Origin of the sequence: Pararhizobium sp. PWRC1-1 (genome assembly GCF_049897905.1) — a bacterium.
Classification (GTDB): domain Bacteria; phylum Pseudomonadota; class Alphaproteobacteria; order Rhizobiales; family Rhizobiaceae; genus Pararhizobium.
This window is the reverse complement of record NZ_JAFCXE010000002.1, coordinates 107,556-121,046: the sequence shown is the minus strand read 5'-3', so window position 1 is coordinate 121,046 and position 13,491 is coordinate 107,556. Positions and strand designations below refer to the sequence as shown.

General features: G+C 59.1%; 18 protein-coding genes and 1 pseudogene. 9 read left to right on the top strand and 10 right to left on the bottom strand.

The genetic code is table 11. The features are described 5' to 3' along the window. The first annotated feature begins 117 nt into the window (after window positions 1–117). Window positions 118–768, top strand: coding sequence for a CatB-related O-acetyltransferase (locus ACP7E0_RS04180; protein WP_426123170.1), 651 nt, complete (start codon window positions 118–120; stop codon window positions 766–768). On the opposite strand, the pseudogene ACP7E0_RS04175 reads toward ACP7E0_RS04180, so the two are convergent. Both ACP7E0_RS04175 and ACP7E0_RS04170 read right to left on the bottom strand, forming a co-directional pair. After that, a pseudogene (locus ACP7E0_RS04175) lies at window positions 765–1,507 on the bottom strand (metallophosphoesterase family protein). The gene ACP7E0_RS04180 and the pseudogene ACP7E0_RS04175 sit on opposite strands and share 4 nt — an antisense overlap. Window positions 1,508–1,523: 16 nt before the next feature. Beyond that, window positions 1,524–1,736, bottom strand: coding sequence for a DUF2842 domain-containing protein (locus ACP7E0_RS04170; RefSeq protein ID WP_060641252.1), 213 nt, complete (start codon window positions 1,734–1,736; stop codon window positions 1,524–1,526). Window positions 1,737–1,913: 177 nt separating this feature from the next. Between ACP7E0_RS04170 and ACP7E0_RS04165 the strand changes: the two genes are divergently transcribed. Then, window positions 1,914–3,017 carry a COX15/CtaA family protein gene (locus tag ACP7E0_RS04165; protein WP_426123168.1) on the top strand — a complete coding sequence of 368 codons (1,104 nt, stop codon included), beginning with the start codon at window positions 1,914–1,916 and terminating at the stop codon, window positions 3,015–3,017. Here ACP7E0_RS04165 and ACP7E0_RS04160 read toward each other — a convergent pair whose 3' ends face one another. The 3 genes from ACP7E0_RS04160 to speB all read right to left on the bottom strand — a co-directional run bounded on the left by ACP7E0_RS04160 (window position 3,018) and on the right by speB (window position 5,854). Next, complete coding sequence (locus ACP7E0_RS04160; RefSeq protein WP_426123166.1) at window positions 3,018–3,809, bottom strand: TSUP family transporter; 792 nt, start codon at window positions 3,807–3,809, stop codon at window positions 3,018–3,020. A gap of 62 nt (window positions 3,810–3,871) precedes the next feature. Next, a complete protein-coding gene (gene argC, locus ACP7E0_RS04155) occupies window positions 3,872–4,804 on the bottom strand; it encodes an N-acetyl-gamma-glutamyl-phosphate reductase (protein WP_426123165.1) in 933 nt (310 codons plus the stop codon). Between the two features lie 93 nt (window positions 4,805–4,897). Beyond that, complete coding sequence (gene speB, locus ACP7E0_RS04150) at window positions 4,898–5,854, bottom strand: agmatinase (RefSeq protein WP_426123164.1); 957 nt, start codon at window positions 5,852–5,854, stop codon at window positions 4,898–4,900. Window positions 5,855–6,076: 222 nt separating this feature from the next. Here speB and ACP7E0_RS04145 point away from each other — a divergent pair, with 222 nt between their 5' ends. Continuing rightward, complete coding sequence (locus ACP7E0_RS04145) at window positions 6,077–7,198, top strand: acyltransferase family protein (protein ID WP_426123163.1); 1,122 nt, start codon at window positions 6,077–6,079, stop codon at window positions 7,196–7,198. A 9-nt stretch (window positions 7,199–7,207) separates the two neighbouring features. Here the strand turns inward: ACP7E0_RS04145 and ACP7E0_RS04140 are convergent, their stop codons facing one another. Next, window positions 7,208–7,999, bottom strand: coding sequence for a phenylalanine 4-monooxygenase (locus ACP7E0_RS04140; RefSeq protein ID WP_426123162.1), 792 nt, complete (start codon window positions 7,997–7,999; stop codon window positions 7,208–7,210). A 118-nt stretch (window positions 8,000–8,117) separates the two neighbouring features. On the opposite strand from ACP7E0_RS04140, the gene ACP7E0_RS04135 reads away from it, so the two are divergent. Beyond that, the gene (locus tag ACP7E0_RS04135) at window positions 8,118–8,579 is read left to right on the top strand and encodes an Lrp/AsnC family transcriptional regulator (RefSeq protein WP_426123161.1); all 462 of its coding nucleotides are present in this window, start codon (window positions 8,118–8,120) and stop codon (window positions 8,577–8,579) included. Window positions 8,580–8,690: 111 nt separating this feature from the next. Here the strand turns inward: ACP7E0_RS04135 and rpsI are convergent, their stop codons facing one another. From rpsI to ACP7E0_RS04120, 3 genes are all read right to left on the bottom strand, one after another. Beyond that, the gene (gene rpsI, locus ACP7E0_RS04130) at window positions 8,691–9,164 is read right to left on the bottom strand and encodes a 30S ribosomal protein S9 (RefSeq protein WP_060641246.1); all 474 of its coding nucleotides are present in this window, start codon (window positions 9,162–9,164) and stop codon (window positions 8,691–8,693) included. 2 nt (window positions 9,165–9,166) lie between these two features. Further along, window positions 9,167–9,631 (bottom strand): 50S ribosomal protein L13, encoded by a 465-nt coding sequence (gene rplM / locus ACP7E0_RS04125; RefSeq protein ID WP_060641245.1) that lies wholly within the window; start codon window positions 9,629–9,631, stop codon window positions 9,167–9,169. A gap of 226 nt (window positions 9,632–9,857) precedes the next feature. Continuing rightward, window positions 9,858–10,289: a PaaI family thioesterase gene (locus ACP7E0_RS04120; protein ID WP_426123159.1), complete on the bottom strand. Its 432-nt coding sequence runs from the start codon at window positions 10,287–10,289 to the stop codon at window positions 9,858–9,860. Window positions 10,290–10,453: 164 nt separating this feature from the next. Here ACP7E0_RS04120 and ACP7E0_RS04115 point away from each other — a divergent pair, with 164 nt between their 5' ends. Genes ACP7E0_RS04115 through ACP7E0_RS04100 form a run of 4 tightly spaced genes read left to right on the top strand, consistent with a single transcriptional unit; the run spans window position 10,454 to window position 11,904 of the window. Beyond that, on the top strand, window positions 10,454–11,275 hold the full coding sequence (locus ACP7E0_RS04115) for an enoyl-CoA hydratase (protein WP_426123158.1): 822 nt from the start codon (window positions 10,454–10,456) through the stop codon (window positions 11,273–11,275). A 52-nt stretch (window positions 11,276–11,327) separates the two neighbouring features. Next, entirely contained in the window at window positions 11,328–11,471 is a 144-nt protein-coding gene (locus ACP7E0_RS04110) for a hypothetical protein (RefSeq protein WP_426123157.1), read from the top strand. Between the two features lie 50 nt (window positions 11,472–11,521). Continuing rightward, the gene (locus tag ACP7E0_RS04105) at window positions 11,522–11,605 is read left to right on the top strand and encodes a hypothetical protein (RefSeq protein WP_156383411.1); all 84 of its coding nucleotides are present in this window, start codon (window positions 11,522–11,524) and stop codon (window positions 11,603–11,605) included. Window positions 11,606–11,616: 11 nt separating this feature from the next. Beyond that, a complete protein-coding gene (locus ACP7E0_RS04100) occupies window positions 11,617–11,904 on the top strand; it encodes a HigA family addiction module antitoxin (RefSeq protein WP_426123156.1) in 288 nt (95 codons plus the stop codon). A gap of 19 nt (window positions 11,905–11,923) precedes the next feature. Here ACP7E0_RS04100 and ACP7E0_RS04095 read toward each other — a convergent pair whose 3' ends face one another. Continuing rightward, window positions 11,924–12,760: an EamA family transporter gene (locus ACP7E0_RS04095; RefSeq protein WP_426123155.1), complete on the bottom strand. Its 837-nt coding sequence runs from the start codon at window positions 12,758–12,760 to the stop codon at window positions 11,924–11,926. Window positions 12,761–12,994: 234 nt separating this feature from the next. On the opposite strand from ACP7E0_RS04095, the gene ACP7E0_RS04090 reads away from it, so the two are divergent. Then, on the top strand, window positions 12,995–13,423 hold the full coding sequence (locus ACP7E0_RS04090) for a CoA-binding protein (RefSeq protein WP_426123153.1): 429 nt from the start codon (window positions 12,995–12,997) through the stop codon (window positions 13,421–13,423). Window positions 13,424–13,491: the final 68 nt, after the last annotated feature.

Below are 13,491 nucleotides of genomic sequence, written 5' to 3'. Positions count from 1 at the left end.
TTGATGGAGAGACCGATGCGCCACTGAACAAGGTTTGGACAATTCGTTGCAATTCCCGCGCGTTTCCAGATCGCTCTATGTCACCACGACCGTTGGACATAAAGGTGGAGCATTCCCATGCCTGAACATCAAGACGTGCCGGATTCCGGTGCCGTAACGCCCGTCGCCGCATTCCCGCAAATCGGCTTTCTCAAGAATATCATCCGTTCGCCGCTGATCAGCGCCGGCGATTTCAGCTATTACGACGATCCTGAAGGGCCGGAGCATTTCGAGGCGAAATGCGTCCTCTACCACTATGATTTCATCGGTGACCGGCTGGAGATCGGCCGTTACTGCGCGCTGGCGCAAGGCGTGACGTTCATCATGAACGGCGCCAACCATGCCATGCAGGGTTTTTCGACCTACCCGTTCGGCATCTTTCCCGGCGCATGGCGCGACGGTTTCGACCCGGCCGGTTATGCAAGCGGCTATCGTGGCGACACGACGGTTGGAAACGATGTCTGGATTGGGACCAAGGCGACGATCATGCCAGGTGTGACAATCGGCGACGGCGCCATTATCGGCGCTCACGCCGTGGTCGCCAAGGACGTGCCGCCCTACAGCGTCGTGGCCGGAAACCCGGGTAGAGTGGTGAAGCGGCGTTTCGGTGATGATATCGTCGAGCGCCTTCAGGCAATTGCCTGGTGGAACTGGCCGGTCGACACGGTTACTCGACACATTGCCGCGATCACCGGCGCTGATATCGAAGCGCTCGAAAAGGCGGTTTAATCGCCGAGCCAGCCCGTGGCGAGCGCATTGGCCATTCGTTGCGGCCGCGCTCGCGTGCAAGGTTCGACATCGCCATGTGATCGTAGGACACGCGCCGGAAGGTGACGTTCCAGCGGCCGTTTGCCTTTTCAAGGATGGCATAGGATGCGTCGGGCGAGCCGGTTTCCACCTTGTGGAATACCGGTTCGTCATCGTCATAGCCGGGGCAGCCGACGCTGCCGGGATTGACGAGTAACCGTCCGTCGGCAAGCCGCACAGCACGCGGAATATGGGTATGGCCGCAGAGGATGACGGGAAAATCGATCCCGTTTGCAAAACCTTCTATCCGCTGGCGGGCGGATATGTGCACAACGCCATCAGCCGTCAGGTCTTCCAGCCAGTAGGTGAGATCGTCCTGCGGCGTGGCATGGCAGAGAAACAGTTCCTCCCGGTGGACAAGCGTCGCGGGCAGGGCACGCAGCCAGTCGAGATGGTTCGGTAGCAGTTCGGCGTGTGCCATACTGTCAGAGGTGCCCATCTCAGCCGGTTGAAGAGTGACCAGCCAGCGATCGTGATTGCCGCGGATCGACGGGAAATTGCGCGCCATCAGGATATCGGCGGTGCGAGCAGCATTCATCGGGCCGCTCAGGTGATCGCCGAGATTGACGATGTCGTTGATGCCCTGCGCTGCGATATCGGCAAGCACGGCTTCAAGGGCGAGGTCATTGCCGTGGATATCGGCGATCACTGCGATTTTCATGGTATCGTCTTTCGGCTCAACGCGGTTTGGCGGGTTTTTCCATCCACTTGATGATCAGCATGGCGGGCAGAATCCATAACAGACCGGTGAAAAAGAAATAGGCCAGATGCACCCACCACGGCGACGTGCCGAGGAGAAGCGAGGCAAAGGTGGTGGCCGCCAGCGCATAGACGATGACGAGGATGATGATCAGGACAGTGCCGATCAGTTTTCTCAGGCGTACAGGCATTCAGGTCTTTCCGGTTGGCAGGTTCGCCGGGGTTCTTGGCCGCGACGGCATGCCGCAAAGGGGTAAGCCTTGTTTTGCATGCTGCTCTGGTGCAAATCAACGCTTTTGATGCACAGGTCATCGGACAAATCACCGTCTTCCGGCGATGCCTGTGTGTTTCGATAAGTGGAGGCCTCGATGGCAAGCACGGATTTGGCAACGCAACAGCGTCTGATGCGCGAGATCGACACGGTCAGCCGCAATCGGACTCAGATCAGGATCTGGCTCGGTATTGTCGTGCTGGTGCTGTTCGGGCTGGTCCTTGTCGGCGGTGCAACGCGGTTGACGGAATCCGGCCTGTCGATCACCCAGTGGAAGCCGATCCACGGCGTCATCCCGCCGCTCACCGCTGCCGAATGGCAGGAGGAATTCGAGCTCTACAAACAGATCCCGCAATATGAGCAGATCAACAGCGACATGACCGTGGAAGGGTTCAAGACCATCTTCTGGTGGGAATGGGCCCATCGGTTGCTGGCCCGCTCGATCGGTTTGATTTTCGCCCTGCCACTCGCCTTCTTCTGGATTCGCGGAAAAATCGAGCCGCGCCTCAAGTTGCCGCTGGTCGGCATTCTGGCGCTGGGTGGATTTCAGGGCTTTATCGGCTGGTGGATGGTATCGTCCGGTCTTGCCGATCGCACGGAAGTCAGCCAGTACCGGCTGGCTACTCATCTGATTATTGCCTGTCTGATCTTCGTCTCCTGTATCTGGATCGGCAGGGGACTGGCGCCGCATGCCAATGATCCGGCGCCGACGAAAAGCTCCAGGAAAATGGCAGCGCTCATCGCCTGCATGGCGCTGTTCCAGATTTATCTGGGCGCGCTGGTCGCTGGTCTCGACGCGGGCCTCTCCTACAACACCTGGCCGCTGATGGACGGCTCGCTCATACCATCGGGCCTGTTCATCCAGCAGCCCGCCTGGCTCAATCTCTTTGAAAACCCGAAGACCGTGCAGTTCGTCCACCGCATCGGCGCCTATGTGCTGTTCGCCTTCGTTCTGATGCACATGATCGCCTCGCTGCGCAACGCGCCGGAAACGACGCATGCACGGCGCTCGGTTCTGCTGTTCGTGCTGGTGACGATCCAGGCGATCATCGGCATCATGACGCTGTTGCTGCAGGTGCCGGTTGGCTGGGGCGTCGCGCATCAGGGCGGTGCGCTGGTCGTGCTCGGTTTCGCCGTCGCCCATTGGCGCGCATTTATCGGCGAATATCCGCGACCGCTGGAAATCGAAATCCGGGACTGATCAGCGCAAAAGTCCATCGAGGGCCGGCATGCCGAGAATGGCGGACGAACCGATCAGGAAGTAGCAGATGATGCGGAATGTCGATGGCTTGGCAAAGCCGAACAGGCGCGAGCCGACGTAAAGCCCGCCGGCGTAAAGTGGCAGGATGACCAGTGTCAGCGCAAAGACCTGTTCGACGAACAGGCCGCCGACGACATAGCTGATGGCGGTCAGAACTGAGGAAATCGCGAAATACAGCATGATGTTGGAGCGGATGACGAGCACGTCGCTGGCGCCACTCAGCCAGTAGGCGACAACGGGTGGGCCGCCGAGCTGCGCCGCGCCGCTGAAGACGCCTGCAATGCCGCCGACCCCGGCGGTGAGCGGCGCTCGGGGCTGGCCGTGATAGCGCCAGCCGGAAATCAACAGGACAAGCAGGACAGCCGAGACGACGGTGATCGACCAGCGCAGGATGAGCGGATCGGCAAGCGCCAGGGCCGCCGTGCCGAGCGGCACGCCGATCAGGGCGCCGGATGCCATTGTGAACACCTCGCGCCGGTTGGCGGCGCGCCAGGCGGCCGGCAACATACCGGCTGCCGCGATCGTGTCGATGACCAGAAGCACCGGCGACATGATCTTCGGGCCGAGGATGGAACCGCCGATCGGGATCAGGATAAGAGCGGCACCGAACCCGGAAAAGCCGCGCGCAAGACCGGCGATGAAGGTGCAGACAAGCAGGACATAGAGGCCATGCTCCGGCAGCGCAGTGGCGACCCTTGCAAAAACGGTCGCGAAGAAGCCGGTATCGCCCATGTCAGCTAATGCCTTTCCGCGCGTGCGGACCGGGTGGTGGATGCTCCGGATGTGATGTTGGTCTATGCCGACAGCATGAGATCCATGTTCTGGACCGCAGCGCCCGATGCGCCCTTGCCGAGATTGTCGAGCAGGGCAACGAGATTGACCTGTTCGCCGCCTTGCGAGCCGAATACGAAGAGCTTCATCGTATCCTTGCCGGCAAGCTCGACGGCATCGACGCGCGAAAGCTTGGCGCTGACATCAAGCGGCAAGACCTCGACGATCGACTGTCCGGCATAATGGGCAACCAGTGCTGCGTGGATAGTTTCGAGCGTCGTGCCATCTTTCAATTGATCAAGGAACAGCGGCACCTGGACGATCATGCCCTGCGGGAAGCGGCCGACTGACGGCGAGAAGATCGGGGCGCGATCGAGCATGCCGTGGATCTGCATTTCCGGCACATGCTTGTGCTTGAGCGTCAGGCCGTAGAGGAAATTCGGCGAATCGATAGGGTCCGGATTGGCCGGGTCTTCCATCTGCGCGATCATCTGCTTGCCGCCGCCGGTATAGCCGGAGACCGCATTGACTGTGATCGGATAGCGTTGCGGCAGGATACCGGCCTGGCGCAATGGGCGGATCAGGCCGATGGCGCCGGTCGGATAGCAGCCGGGATTGGCGACGAGGCGGGCATCGCGGATTTTCGCCGCCTGCGCCGCATCCATTTCGGCAAAGCCATAGGCCCAGTCCGGCGCGATGCGATAGGCGGTCGAGGTGTCGATGATGCGCACCTTGTTGTTGCCTTCAAGCATCGACACCGCCTGCCTGGAGGCGTCGTCGGGAAGGCAGAGGATCGCGACATCGGCGCTGTTCAGGAGATCTTCGCGAATGGCGGCGTTGCGGCGTTCGGCTTCCGGAATGGACAGCAGCTCCACATCCAAGCGGCCAGCCATGCGCGTTCGGATCTGCAGGCCCGTGGTGCCGTGTTCGCCATCGATGAAGATCTTCGGTTTCATGGTTTTATCCTGTCCTGCCAATGGATTGCCGGGTCTTGCGGAATCACTTTGGCATGCAATTGAATCAGTTTGACAACAGGGCGGGCTCGGTTGCTATCCGCGTCGTTCCGCCAGCTGTTCGGCATGAAGGCCGAGCATATACATCGCGATGGTGGAGCCCGCAATGGCGGTGATATCGGCGTGGTCATAGGCTGGAGCCACCTCGACGACATCTGCGCCCTTGATGACGAGAGCGCCAAGCTTGCGGATCACCGACAGGATCTTCGCCGAGGACGGGCCGCCCGCAACCGGCGTTCCTGTGCCCGGCGCATAGGCCGGATCGAGGCAGTCGATATCGAAGGTGAGATAGGCCGGGCGGTCGCCGACATGATGCAGGATGACATCGGCGATCTCGGCAGCGCTCATCTCCTCGAGGTCGTAGCCATAGAGAATACGGATGCCGCAATCATCCGGCGCATGGGTGCGGATGCCGAGCTGGATCGAGCTTGCCGTATCGATCAGGCCCTCGCGCGCGGCACGGCCGACGAAGGAGCCATGGTCGATGCGGCCCTTCTCGTCGGCCCAGGTATCCTGATGTGCATCGAACTGGACGAGAGAGATGGGGCCGTGAACGGCGGCATTGGCGCGTAGCAGCGGCAGGGTGACGAAGTGGTCGCCGCCAAGGGTCAAGAGGAACGCGCCGCTCTTCAGGATCTTGGCCGCTTCGCGCTCGATGGTCGCCGGCGTCTTGCTGTGATTGCCATAGTCGAGAAGGCAGTCGCCATAGTCGATCGTGGCCATGTCCTCGAATAGATCGCGGTCGAACGGATATTGCGGATCATTGTCGAAGATGGCGGAGGCGCGGCGGATCGCCTGTGGCCCGAAGCGGGCGCCGGGACGATTGGATGTCGCCGCGTCGAACGGGATGCCCCAGACGGCAGCATCGACGCCCTTCAGGCTCTTGGTGTATTTCCGCCGCATGAAGGACAGGATACCCGCATGGGTCGGGTCGGTGGCGGCGCTCTTCAGAGATGTGGCTGTGATGGCGTGGTCTATCGTCTTGTTGGCCATGAACGGTCCCGTCTTTTCGTTCTGCTGACATGTCAGCGCGCACGATAGCCGGTGATCTGCAATGGGGGAATAGGACTGCTGCTGGTCCGTGGTGAATGATTATTTAAGTTTCTGGCATGATCCTTGCTAAAAGAAGGTCAGGGAACAGGATTTCGACCTGTTTGTCCCGATTTGAAACAGAAATTCCAAATGCATGGCTGATCGCAGCAAAAGGTAACCCTTATGATTTCGGAGAAACGTCCTGCAACGGCCGGCATTGCCTATGCAGCGTTTCGCCGTGCGGCATCTGCACCGCGCGTTGTGGTCTCACCGGCACAAGCGGGAACTGTCGATTCGATCCAGTATCTCCGCGCGATTGCGGCATGGCTGGTGGTTTTCCATCACCTGTCCGCGTCGCTGAGTTCGCAATTGGGCTGGGCGAACGGTTTTGCGATCGGCGCAATCGGGGTCGATATCTTTTTCGTCATCAGCGGTTACATCATGGCGATGATCGCGGCCCGCACGGCCCATTTCTCCCCGCTCGAATTCATGCTGCGCCGTTTGGCTCGCATTGCACCGCTCTACTGGCTGATGACCTTCGTCTTCTGTCTTCTCTGCCTGCTGTATCCTTCGGTCGTCAACAACCCTGGCATGTCCTGGACCAGGTTGCTTTTTTCGCTGTTTTTTCTGCCTGATTTCGTCAACGGAACGACGTTGCCGACGTTGATCATCGGCTGGACATTGAATTACGAATTCTTCTTCTATGGCGTGGTCGCGCTTTCGATCTGGCTCTCTGGCGATCGGACGCTGCTCGTCGCTGCGCTCATTCTTTGCACCTGCGCTGCCTTGGGCGCTCTCATCGACGGCGACAAGATTTTCGAATTTTATACGCAGCCGATCATCCTGGAATTTGTTCTGGGAATTCTCATCTGGAATTATGGCGCATCAATCCACCGCAAGAGATGGTTCAAACCTCTCTGGCTTCTCGGCCTCCCGCTTATCTTCGCCGCAGTTGCCCTGAGTGGCATTTACAGCAACGAAATCCGTTTCATGCTCTGGGGGGTGCCGTCCGCACTTTTCGTTCTTGGCGCCATCCCGCTGTTCAGCATGCGTCTGCCATGGCTTGCGCGTCTCGGCGATTGGTCGTTCTCGACCTATCTCCTGCACATCTATGTCATCCAGCTGTTCGTGAAGGTCATGGCAAGCGCCGTCGCCGACAGTTACGGGCTGCTGGCATTCGAGGCGATGATCGCTCTCGGCGTCATTATGCTGGTCTCTGCCTTGCAGTTTTCATGCTTTGAAAGGCCCGCAACCCAGGTCCTGAACCGGTGGCTCGGCACCCTGTGGCCGAAGAGGCTATCCTGACGGCGTGCGTCAGGATGCCTTTGCTTCGAAGGCCGGGGTAAAATCACCCAGTGATTTTGCCTTGTCGATCATGCTGCCGATATCCTGCGCGACGATCGCTTCAAGATCGGCAAAGCTGTCGATGACATAGTAGATCGGCTGGACGATATCGATCCGGTAGGGAGTTCGCAGCACGCTCATCAGGTCGAACGGCCGGAATTCGCAGGCAGTGCCGTCCATCGCGGCCTTCGCTTCGCTTGGCGAAGAGACGACGCCGGCGCCAAAGCAGCGGCGTCCCTGCGGCGTATTGATCAGTCCGAATTCCACGGTGAACCAGAATATGCGGAACAGGTGCCAGGAATAGCCCTTCCCGAGATGCATCGCAGCTGTGCCAAAATGGCGCACAAAATTGGCATAGCTCTGGTTGGTCAGCAGCGGGCAATGGCCGAACACCTCATGGAACAGGTCCGGCTCCTCGATGTAGTCGATATGCTCACGGCGGCGCAGGAAGGTGGCCAGCGGAAACTTGCCCTGCGATAGCAGTTCATAGAAGCGCGATGGTGGAATGAGCGCGGGCACGCCTTCGACCCCGAAACCTGTCGTCTCATGCAGGCGGCGGCCGACATCGGCAAGCTGCGGTACCTTGTCTCGCCTCAGCCCAAGGGTCTTTACCCCATCGAGATATTCCTGGCAGGCCATGTTGGCGAGCAGCTTCATCTGCCGCTCGTAGAGCTCGCCCCAGATAGCGTCTTCCTCCGCTGTGTAGGGATAGATCCCGTCCCGGCCTGGCAGTTTGGCGGTGTAGCTGCTTTGCTTGGTCATGGCGTCCTCCTAGATGCGTGCTTCCTTGCAATTATGCTCCGGGATCGGCGGATTTTTCTTTCTTTCGTGCTGAACATCTCCATAATCTTGGCAGAATTTTTCGGAGATTTCTAAAATTATGAAAGAATCTGGGAGTTTCCATCGCAAGCTTCTGCAGCTCGTCCAGGCCGATGGCAGTCTGTCTCTGGCGGAGTTAGCCGAGAAGGCCGGCATGTCGCAGAGCTCGGCATGGCGCAAGATCCAGGAGCTGGAATCCGACGGCGTCATCCGCAAGCGGGTAACGCTGCTCGATCCGGGAAAGCTTGATCTGAAACTCTGCGTCATTGCGCATGTGACGCTGGAGGATCATCACGAGGAGGCGGTGGCCTCTTTTGCGGCGGTGGTGCTGGAGCGGCCGGAGATCATGGAGTGTTATGCGCTTTCCGGCGCCTTCGACTACATGCTGAAAATCCGGATGAGCGACGTGGAAAGCTACGAGGCCTTCATGACGCGCTACCTCATGCGCAATCCCCATGTGCGCACGGTGGTGTCGAGCTTCGTGCTCAGGGAACTGAAGTTTTCTACGGAATTGCCGCTGTAACGCATATCGCCCAAAAGTGCGCAGCGGTTTTGGGGCAATGACATGCGCAAGCAAGGCAAAGAAAAAGGCGGGACAAAGCCCGCCTTTTCCAAATCGAAATTTTCGAAACGATTAACGCTTCGAGAACTGGAACGAACGGCGGGCCTTGGCCTTACCGTACTTCTTACGCTCGACGACGCGGCTGTCGCGGGTCAGGAAGCCACCCTTCTTCAGAACCGTGCGCAGGCCCGGTTCGAAGTAGGTGAGGGCCTTCGAGATGCCGTGACGAACGGCACCGGCCTGGCCGGAAAGACCGCCGCCTGCAACCGTTGCGTCGATATCGAACTGGCCGTCACGGGCAGCAGCGAAGATCGGCTGGCGCAGGATCATCTGCAGAACCGGACGTGCGAAGTAAGCCGCAAATTCCTTGCCGTTGACGGTGATCTTGCCGGAGCCCGGCTTGACCCAGACGCGGGCAACGGCGTTCTTGCGCTTGCCGGTCGCATAGGAGCGGCCCTGGGCGTCGACCTTGCGGACATGAACCGGAGCCGAAGCAGTTGCTTCAGTTGCCGTGCCGAGGTCTTTCAGAGAAGAGAGATCAGCCACGATTAGGCGCTCCTTGTGTTCTTGCTGTTCAGCGCTGCGACGTCGAGCGTCACCGGCTGCTGTGCTTCATGCGGATGATTTGTACCGGCGTATACGCGCAGGTTCTTCATCTGGCGACGGCCAAGCGGGCCACGGGGAACCATGCGCTCGACAGCCTTTTCGAGAACGCGCTCCGGGAAGCGGCCTTCGATGATCTGGCGCGCGGTGCGCTCCTTGATGCCGCCCGGGTAACCGGTGTGCCAGTAGTACTTCTTGTCGGTGTACTTCTTGCCGGTCAGGACAGCCTTCTCAGCGTTGATCACGATGACATTGTCACCATCGTCAACGTGGGGCGTGTAGGTGACTTTATTCTTGCCGCGCAGGATGTTGGCGATAATGGAAGCGACGCGACCAACAACGAGGCCTTCGGCGTCGATGAGGATCCACTTCTTCTCCACCTCTGCAGGCTTCTGAACGAAGGTTGACATGTTAAACTCTTTCGTTTGAACCCGATGCGTTGCCGCCGGGCGTTTCTTGTTGCTTGAATTTGGCAGGCATTCAGCCAGCCAAAAATGAAAGCGGCCCCAAGGGACCGCGATCTGGTGCGGCTTATACGCAAAGGATGAAATGCGGTCAAGATCGCCGTTTTTGTCGGTTAGAAAAATTATCGTTATAAAACATGAAGTTAGGTATGGGGTATTTTGGTACCACAAATTATCTCGGCGGAATCGAATAGGTTGCGGTGGCATGGGCGACCAGTTCAGTGCCATCAAGCCCTGAAATCTCCGCATCGAGCACGGCCAGCCGTTTGCCGAGTTTGAGGATTCGGCAGGTGCATTGCAGCGGCCCGAGCCGGGGTTTTCTGAGAAAATTGATGTTGAGATTCGTAGTGACGGCGAGCGCCACCGGGCCGATATGGGCAAGAAGGGTGATGTAGGCGGTGACATCGGCGAGCGCGAACAGCGTTGGCCCGGAGACGGTGCCGCCGGGCCGAAGGTGCTTTTCCTGCGGATCGAGTCGCATCGTCGCAGAGCCCGGGGCGGTGGCGATCACCTCGAAGATCTTGCCGTCGGTATGCACCTCGGAAAAATCCGTTTCGAGGAAGCGGTTGAGATCGGCGACGGTGAGGATCGGTTCCAAAGGCATGGTTCACTCCCAGAATTGAGGCGTTTTCGAACCCGGCATGTGGCTCAAGCAAGCCGGACAAAAGTCCTATCGGTTTCACGGCAGCTTGAAACGCTGCTTGGGGCAGCGTACCAAACGCTGATCCCGGCACGCCGTGACGAAAGATCAGACAGAGGAGAAGAGAGATGGCGGATATCGTCGCCCTGCACAAGGAAGAACCCCGTGGGCCGCTGCTGCGCGAGGTTTCCGGCAATGTGCTGCGCCTGACTCTCAACAATCCTCCGGCCAACGTGCTGTCGATTGCGCTGATGGAAGCGCTGACCGCAGAACTGGACGCGGTTGCTCAATCCGAAGACATCCGGGTTGTCATTCTGGCGGCGTCCGGTTCGCTGTTCAGTGCTGGCCACGATCTGAAAGAACTGACCGCGCACCGTACCGATGAAGACGCGGGCAAGGCATTTTTCGAAAAATCCCTGCGGCTCTGCGCCGATCTGATGCTGAAGATCAACCAGCTGCCGCAGCCGGTGATCGCCGAGATCGGCGGCCTGGCAACGGCTGCCGGTTGCCAGCTGGTCGCAAGCTGCGATCTGGCGATCTGCACCGATAGTTCGACCTTCTGCACGCCCGGCGTCAATATCGGCCTGTTCTGCTCGACGCCGATGGTCGCGGTATCCCGCGCTGCCCACCCCAAGCAGGCGATGGAAATGCTTTTGACTGGCGAAACCATCGACGCCTCCACCGCCAAGGACTTCGGCCTCGTCAACCGCATCGTGCCGAAACAATATCTGCAGCAGGTCGTCAACAAATACGCCGCCGTCATCGCCTCGAAGTCGCCGCAGGCGCTCAGAATCGGCAAGCGGGCGTTTTATCAGCAGGCCGAGATGAGCATCACCGAGGCCTATGATTTTGCCACAGGGGTGATGGTGGACAATATGCTGAAGTCGGATGCCAAGGAGGGGATCGACGCGGTTCTCGGCAAGCGGACGCCGGAGTGGTCGAAGGAGTAACGCGGAGCGTTGTACGATAGACATGCATCGCGACGCGTAGTATGTTTGCCGGATGATCAAATCGATCGCCAACAGCGCGACGCGGCAATTTGCCGAGAGTGGAAAATCAAAGTTTTCCGGCTTGGATGCCGACAAGGCAAAAATGCGGCTGGTAATGCTGCAGAATGCCCGGTCTCTGGATGATCTGGCTCCTTGAAATCGGTTGGCCTGCATAAGTTGTCTGGCGATCGAAAAAACCAATGGGCCATGACCATCAATGGACCTTGGCGGCTGTGTTTTCGATTTGAAGACGGACATGCTTATGACGTTGAAATCGTGGATTACCATTGAAGGAGACTGGAATGTTTGAGGTTCACCCGGGCGCAATGCTCAGGGAAGAATTGGATGCGCGCAGCATGACGGGCAACGCGTTGGCACTCGCGTTGCGCATAAACTCCGGACGTATTTCCGAAATTCTGACTGGAAAACGTGCAATTTCCGCTGATACCGCTTTGAGGCTCGGTCAGTTCTTTGGAAATGATCCTCAGTTCTGGCTCGGACTTCAGGCCACCTATAATCTCGCGGTCGCATCGCGGCAAAACGGTGATCGGATCAAGGCCGAAGTTCTTCCCGCAAAATCTGCCGCCTGAAGTTGGCGTAAATCATCGCTCAAGCCAGCTTCAGCAGCAGCGCCCCGAGTGCGATCAGGCAGGCGGCCGCAATGCGGAAGAGGCTGACGCGTTCTTTCAGAAAGACAATGGATATGACGATGGCAAACAGGATCGATGTTTCGCGCAGCGCCGCGACCGTTGCGACCGGGGCCTTGGTCATCGCCCAGAGCGCCAGGCCATAGGCGCCGATCGAGCCGCCGCCGCCGATCAGGCCGCGCCACCATTGATGACGCACGTGGAAGAGCACTGGCGCAAGGCCGCGCTTGGCAAAAGCCCAGGAAAACAGCAGCACCGGCGGCAAAAGCGCCATCCACAGCGTGTAGGAGATCGGGTTGAGCGCCACCCGGGCACCGATCCCGTCGACATAGGTGTAGCAGGCAATCACCACGGCATTGGCAAGCGCCAGCAGAATGGCACGCGTGCCGCCCTTGCGCGCCTCAAACGCCAGCGTCAGCACGCCGGTCGAGATCGTCAGCACGCCGGCGATTGCGCCGCTGGACAGGTTTTCGCCGATGATCGCACCGCTTGTCGCCGCCACCAGCAAGGGAGCGACGCCGCGCATCAGTGGATAGACCAGGCCGATATCACCGGCGCGGTAGGCTGCGGCGACAAGCTGGAAATAGGCGAACTGAAACAGCGCGGAGACCAGGATGAACGGCCAGGCATCCGCATGCGGCAGGGGCATGAAGGGCAGGAAGGGCAGGGCGACGACGGCGGCACCCAGCGCAATCATTGCGGCATCCAGCGATTTCTCGGTTCCGGCTTTAACCAGTGCATTCCAGGTTGCATGCAGGAGCGCCCCGAACAGAACGAGAGCGATGACGTCGAGAGGCACGGGAAACCTTCAGGAATGCGAGAAGACAGAGGGCCGAGAGAGGCGACGCAGTATTTGATCGAGTTTTGCGGCGGCAATTCTTGAAAAGCAATGCGATTTTGACGGAAGGCCAGATTTGGTCACGCGAGAACCGTTGTCCCCCGCGAATTTACATGCGAACCCGCAGGTGATCGGTTGACAGATAGGAATGCTGTCCCAATTATCGGCGAAGATTACAGAGCGTGGAATTCGACAATGAATCATGACGTGTATCCGGACTATTATCTGACCGACATTCTGCGCTCGACGAAAACCATCGCCCTCGTTGGTGCTTCGCCGAATACCGAGCGGCCGAGCTACCGCGTGATGGCGTTCCTGCTGCGCAAGGGCTATACGGTTTTCCCGGTCAATCCGGGCCAGGCCGGCAGGGAAATTCACGGTCAAAAGGTCTTTGCCACGCTTGCCGACATTGCCGAACCGATCGACATGGTCGACGTTTTCCGCGCTGCAGATGCCCTTCCGGCGCTGGTCGATGAAATCCTTGCTTTGAAAAACCGCCCCAAATTCATCTGGACGCAACTGGCAGTGCGCGACGACCAAGCTGCGGCAAAGGCTGAGGAAAACGGCATTCAGGTGGTGATGGACCGCTGTCCGGCGATCGAGTACCCGCGATTGGTTGGCTGATTTTAGACCTTGCGGTGCCGTTTTGGAATTCCTTGCTCGCCCGGCGTGCAAATCAGGCAAAACAGTCT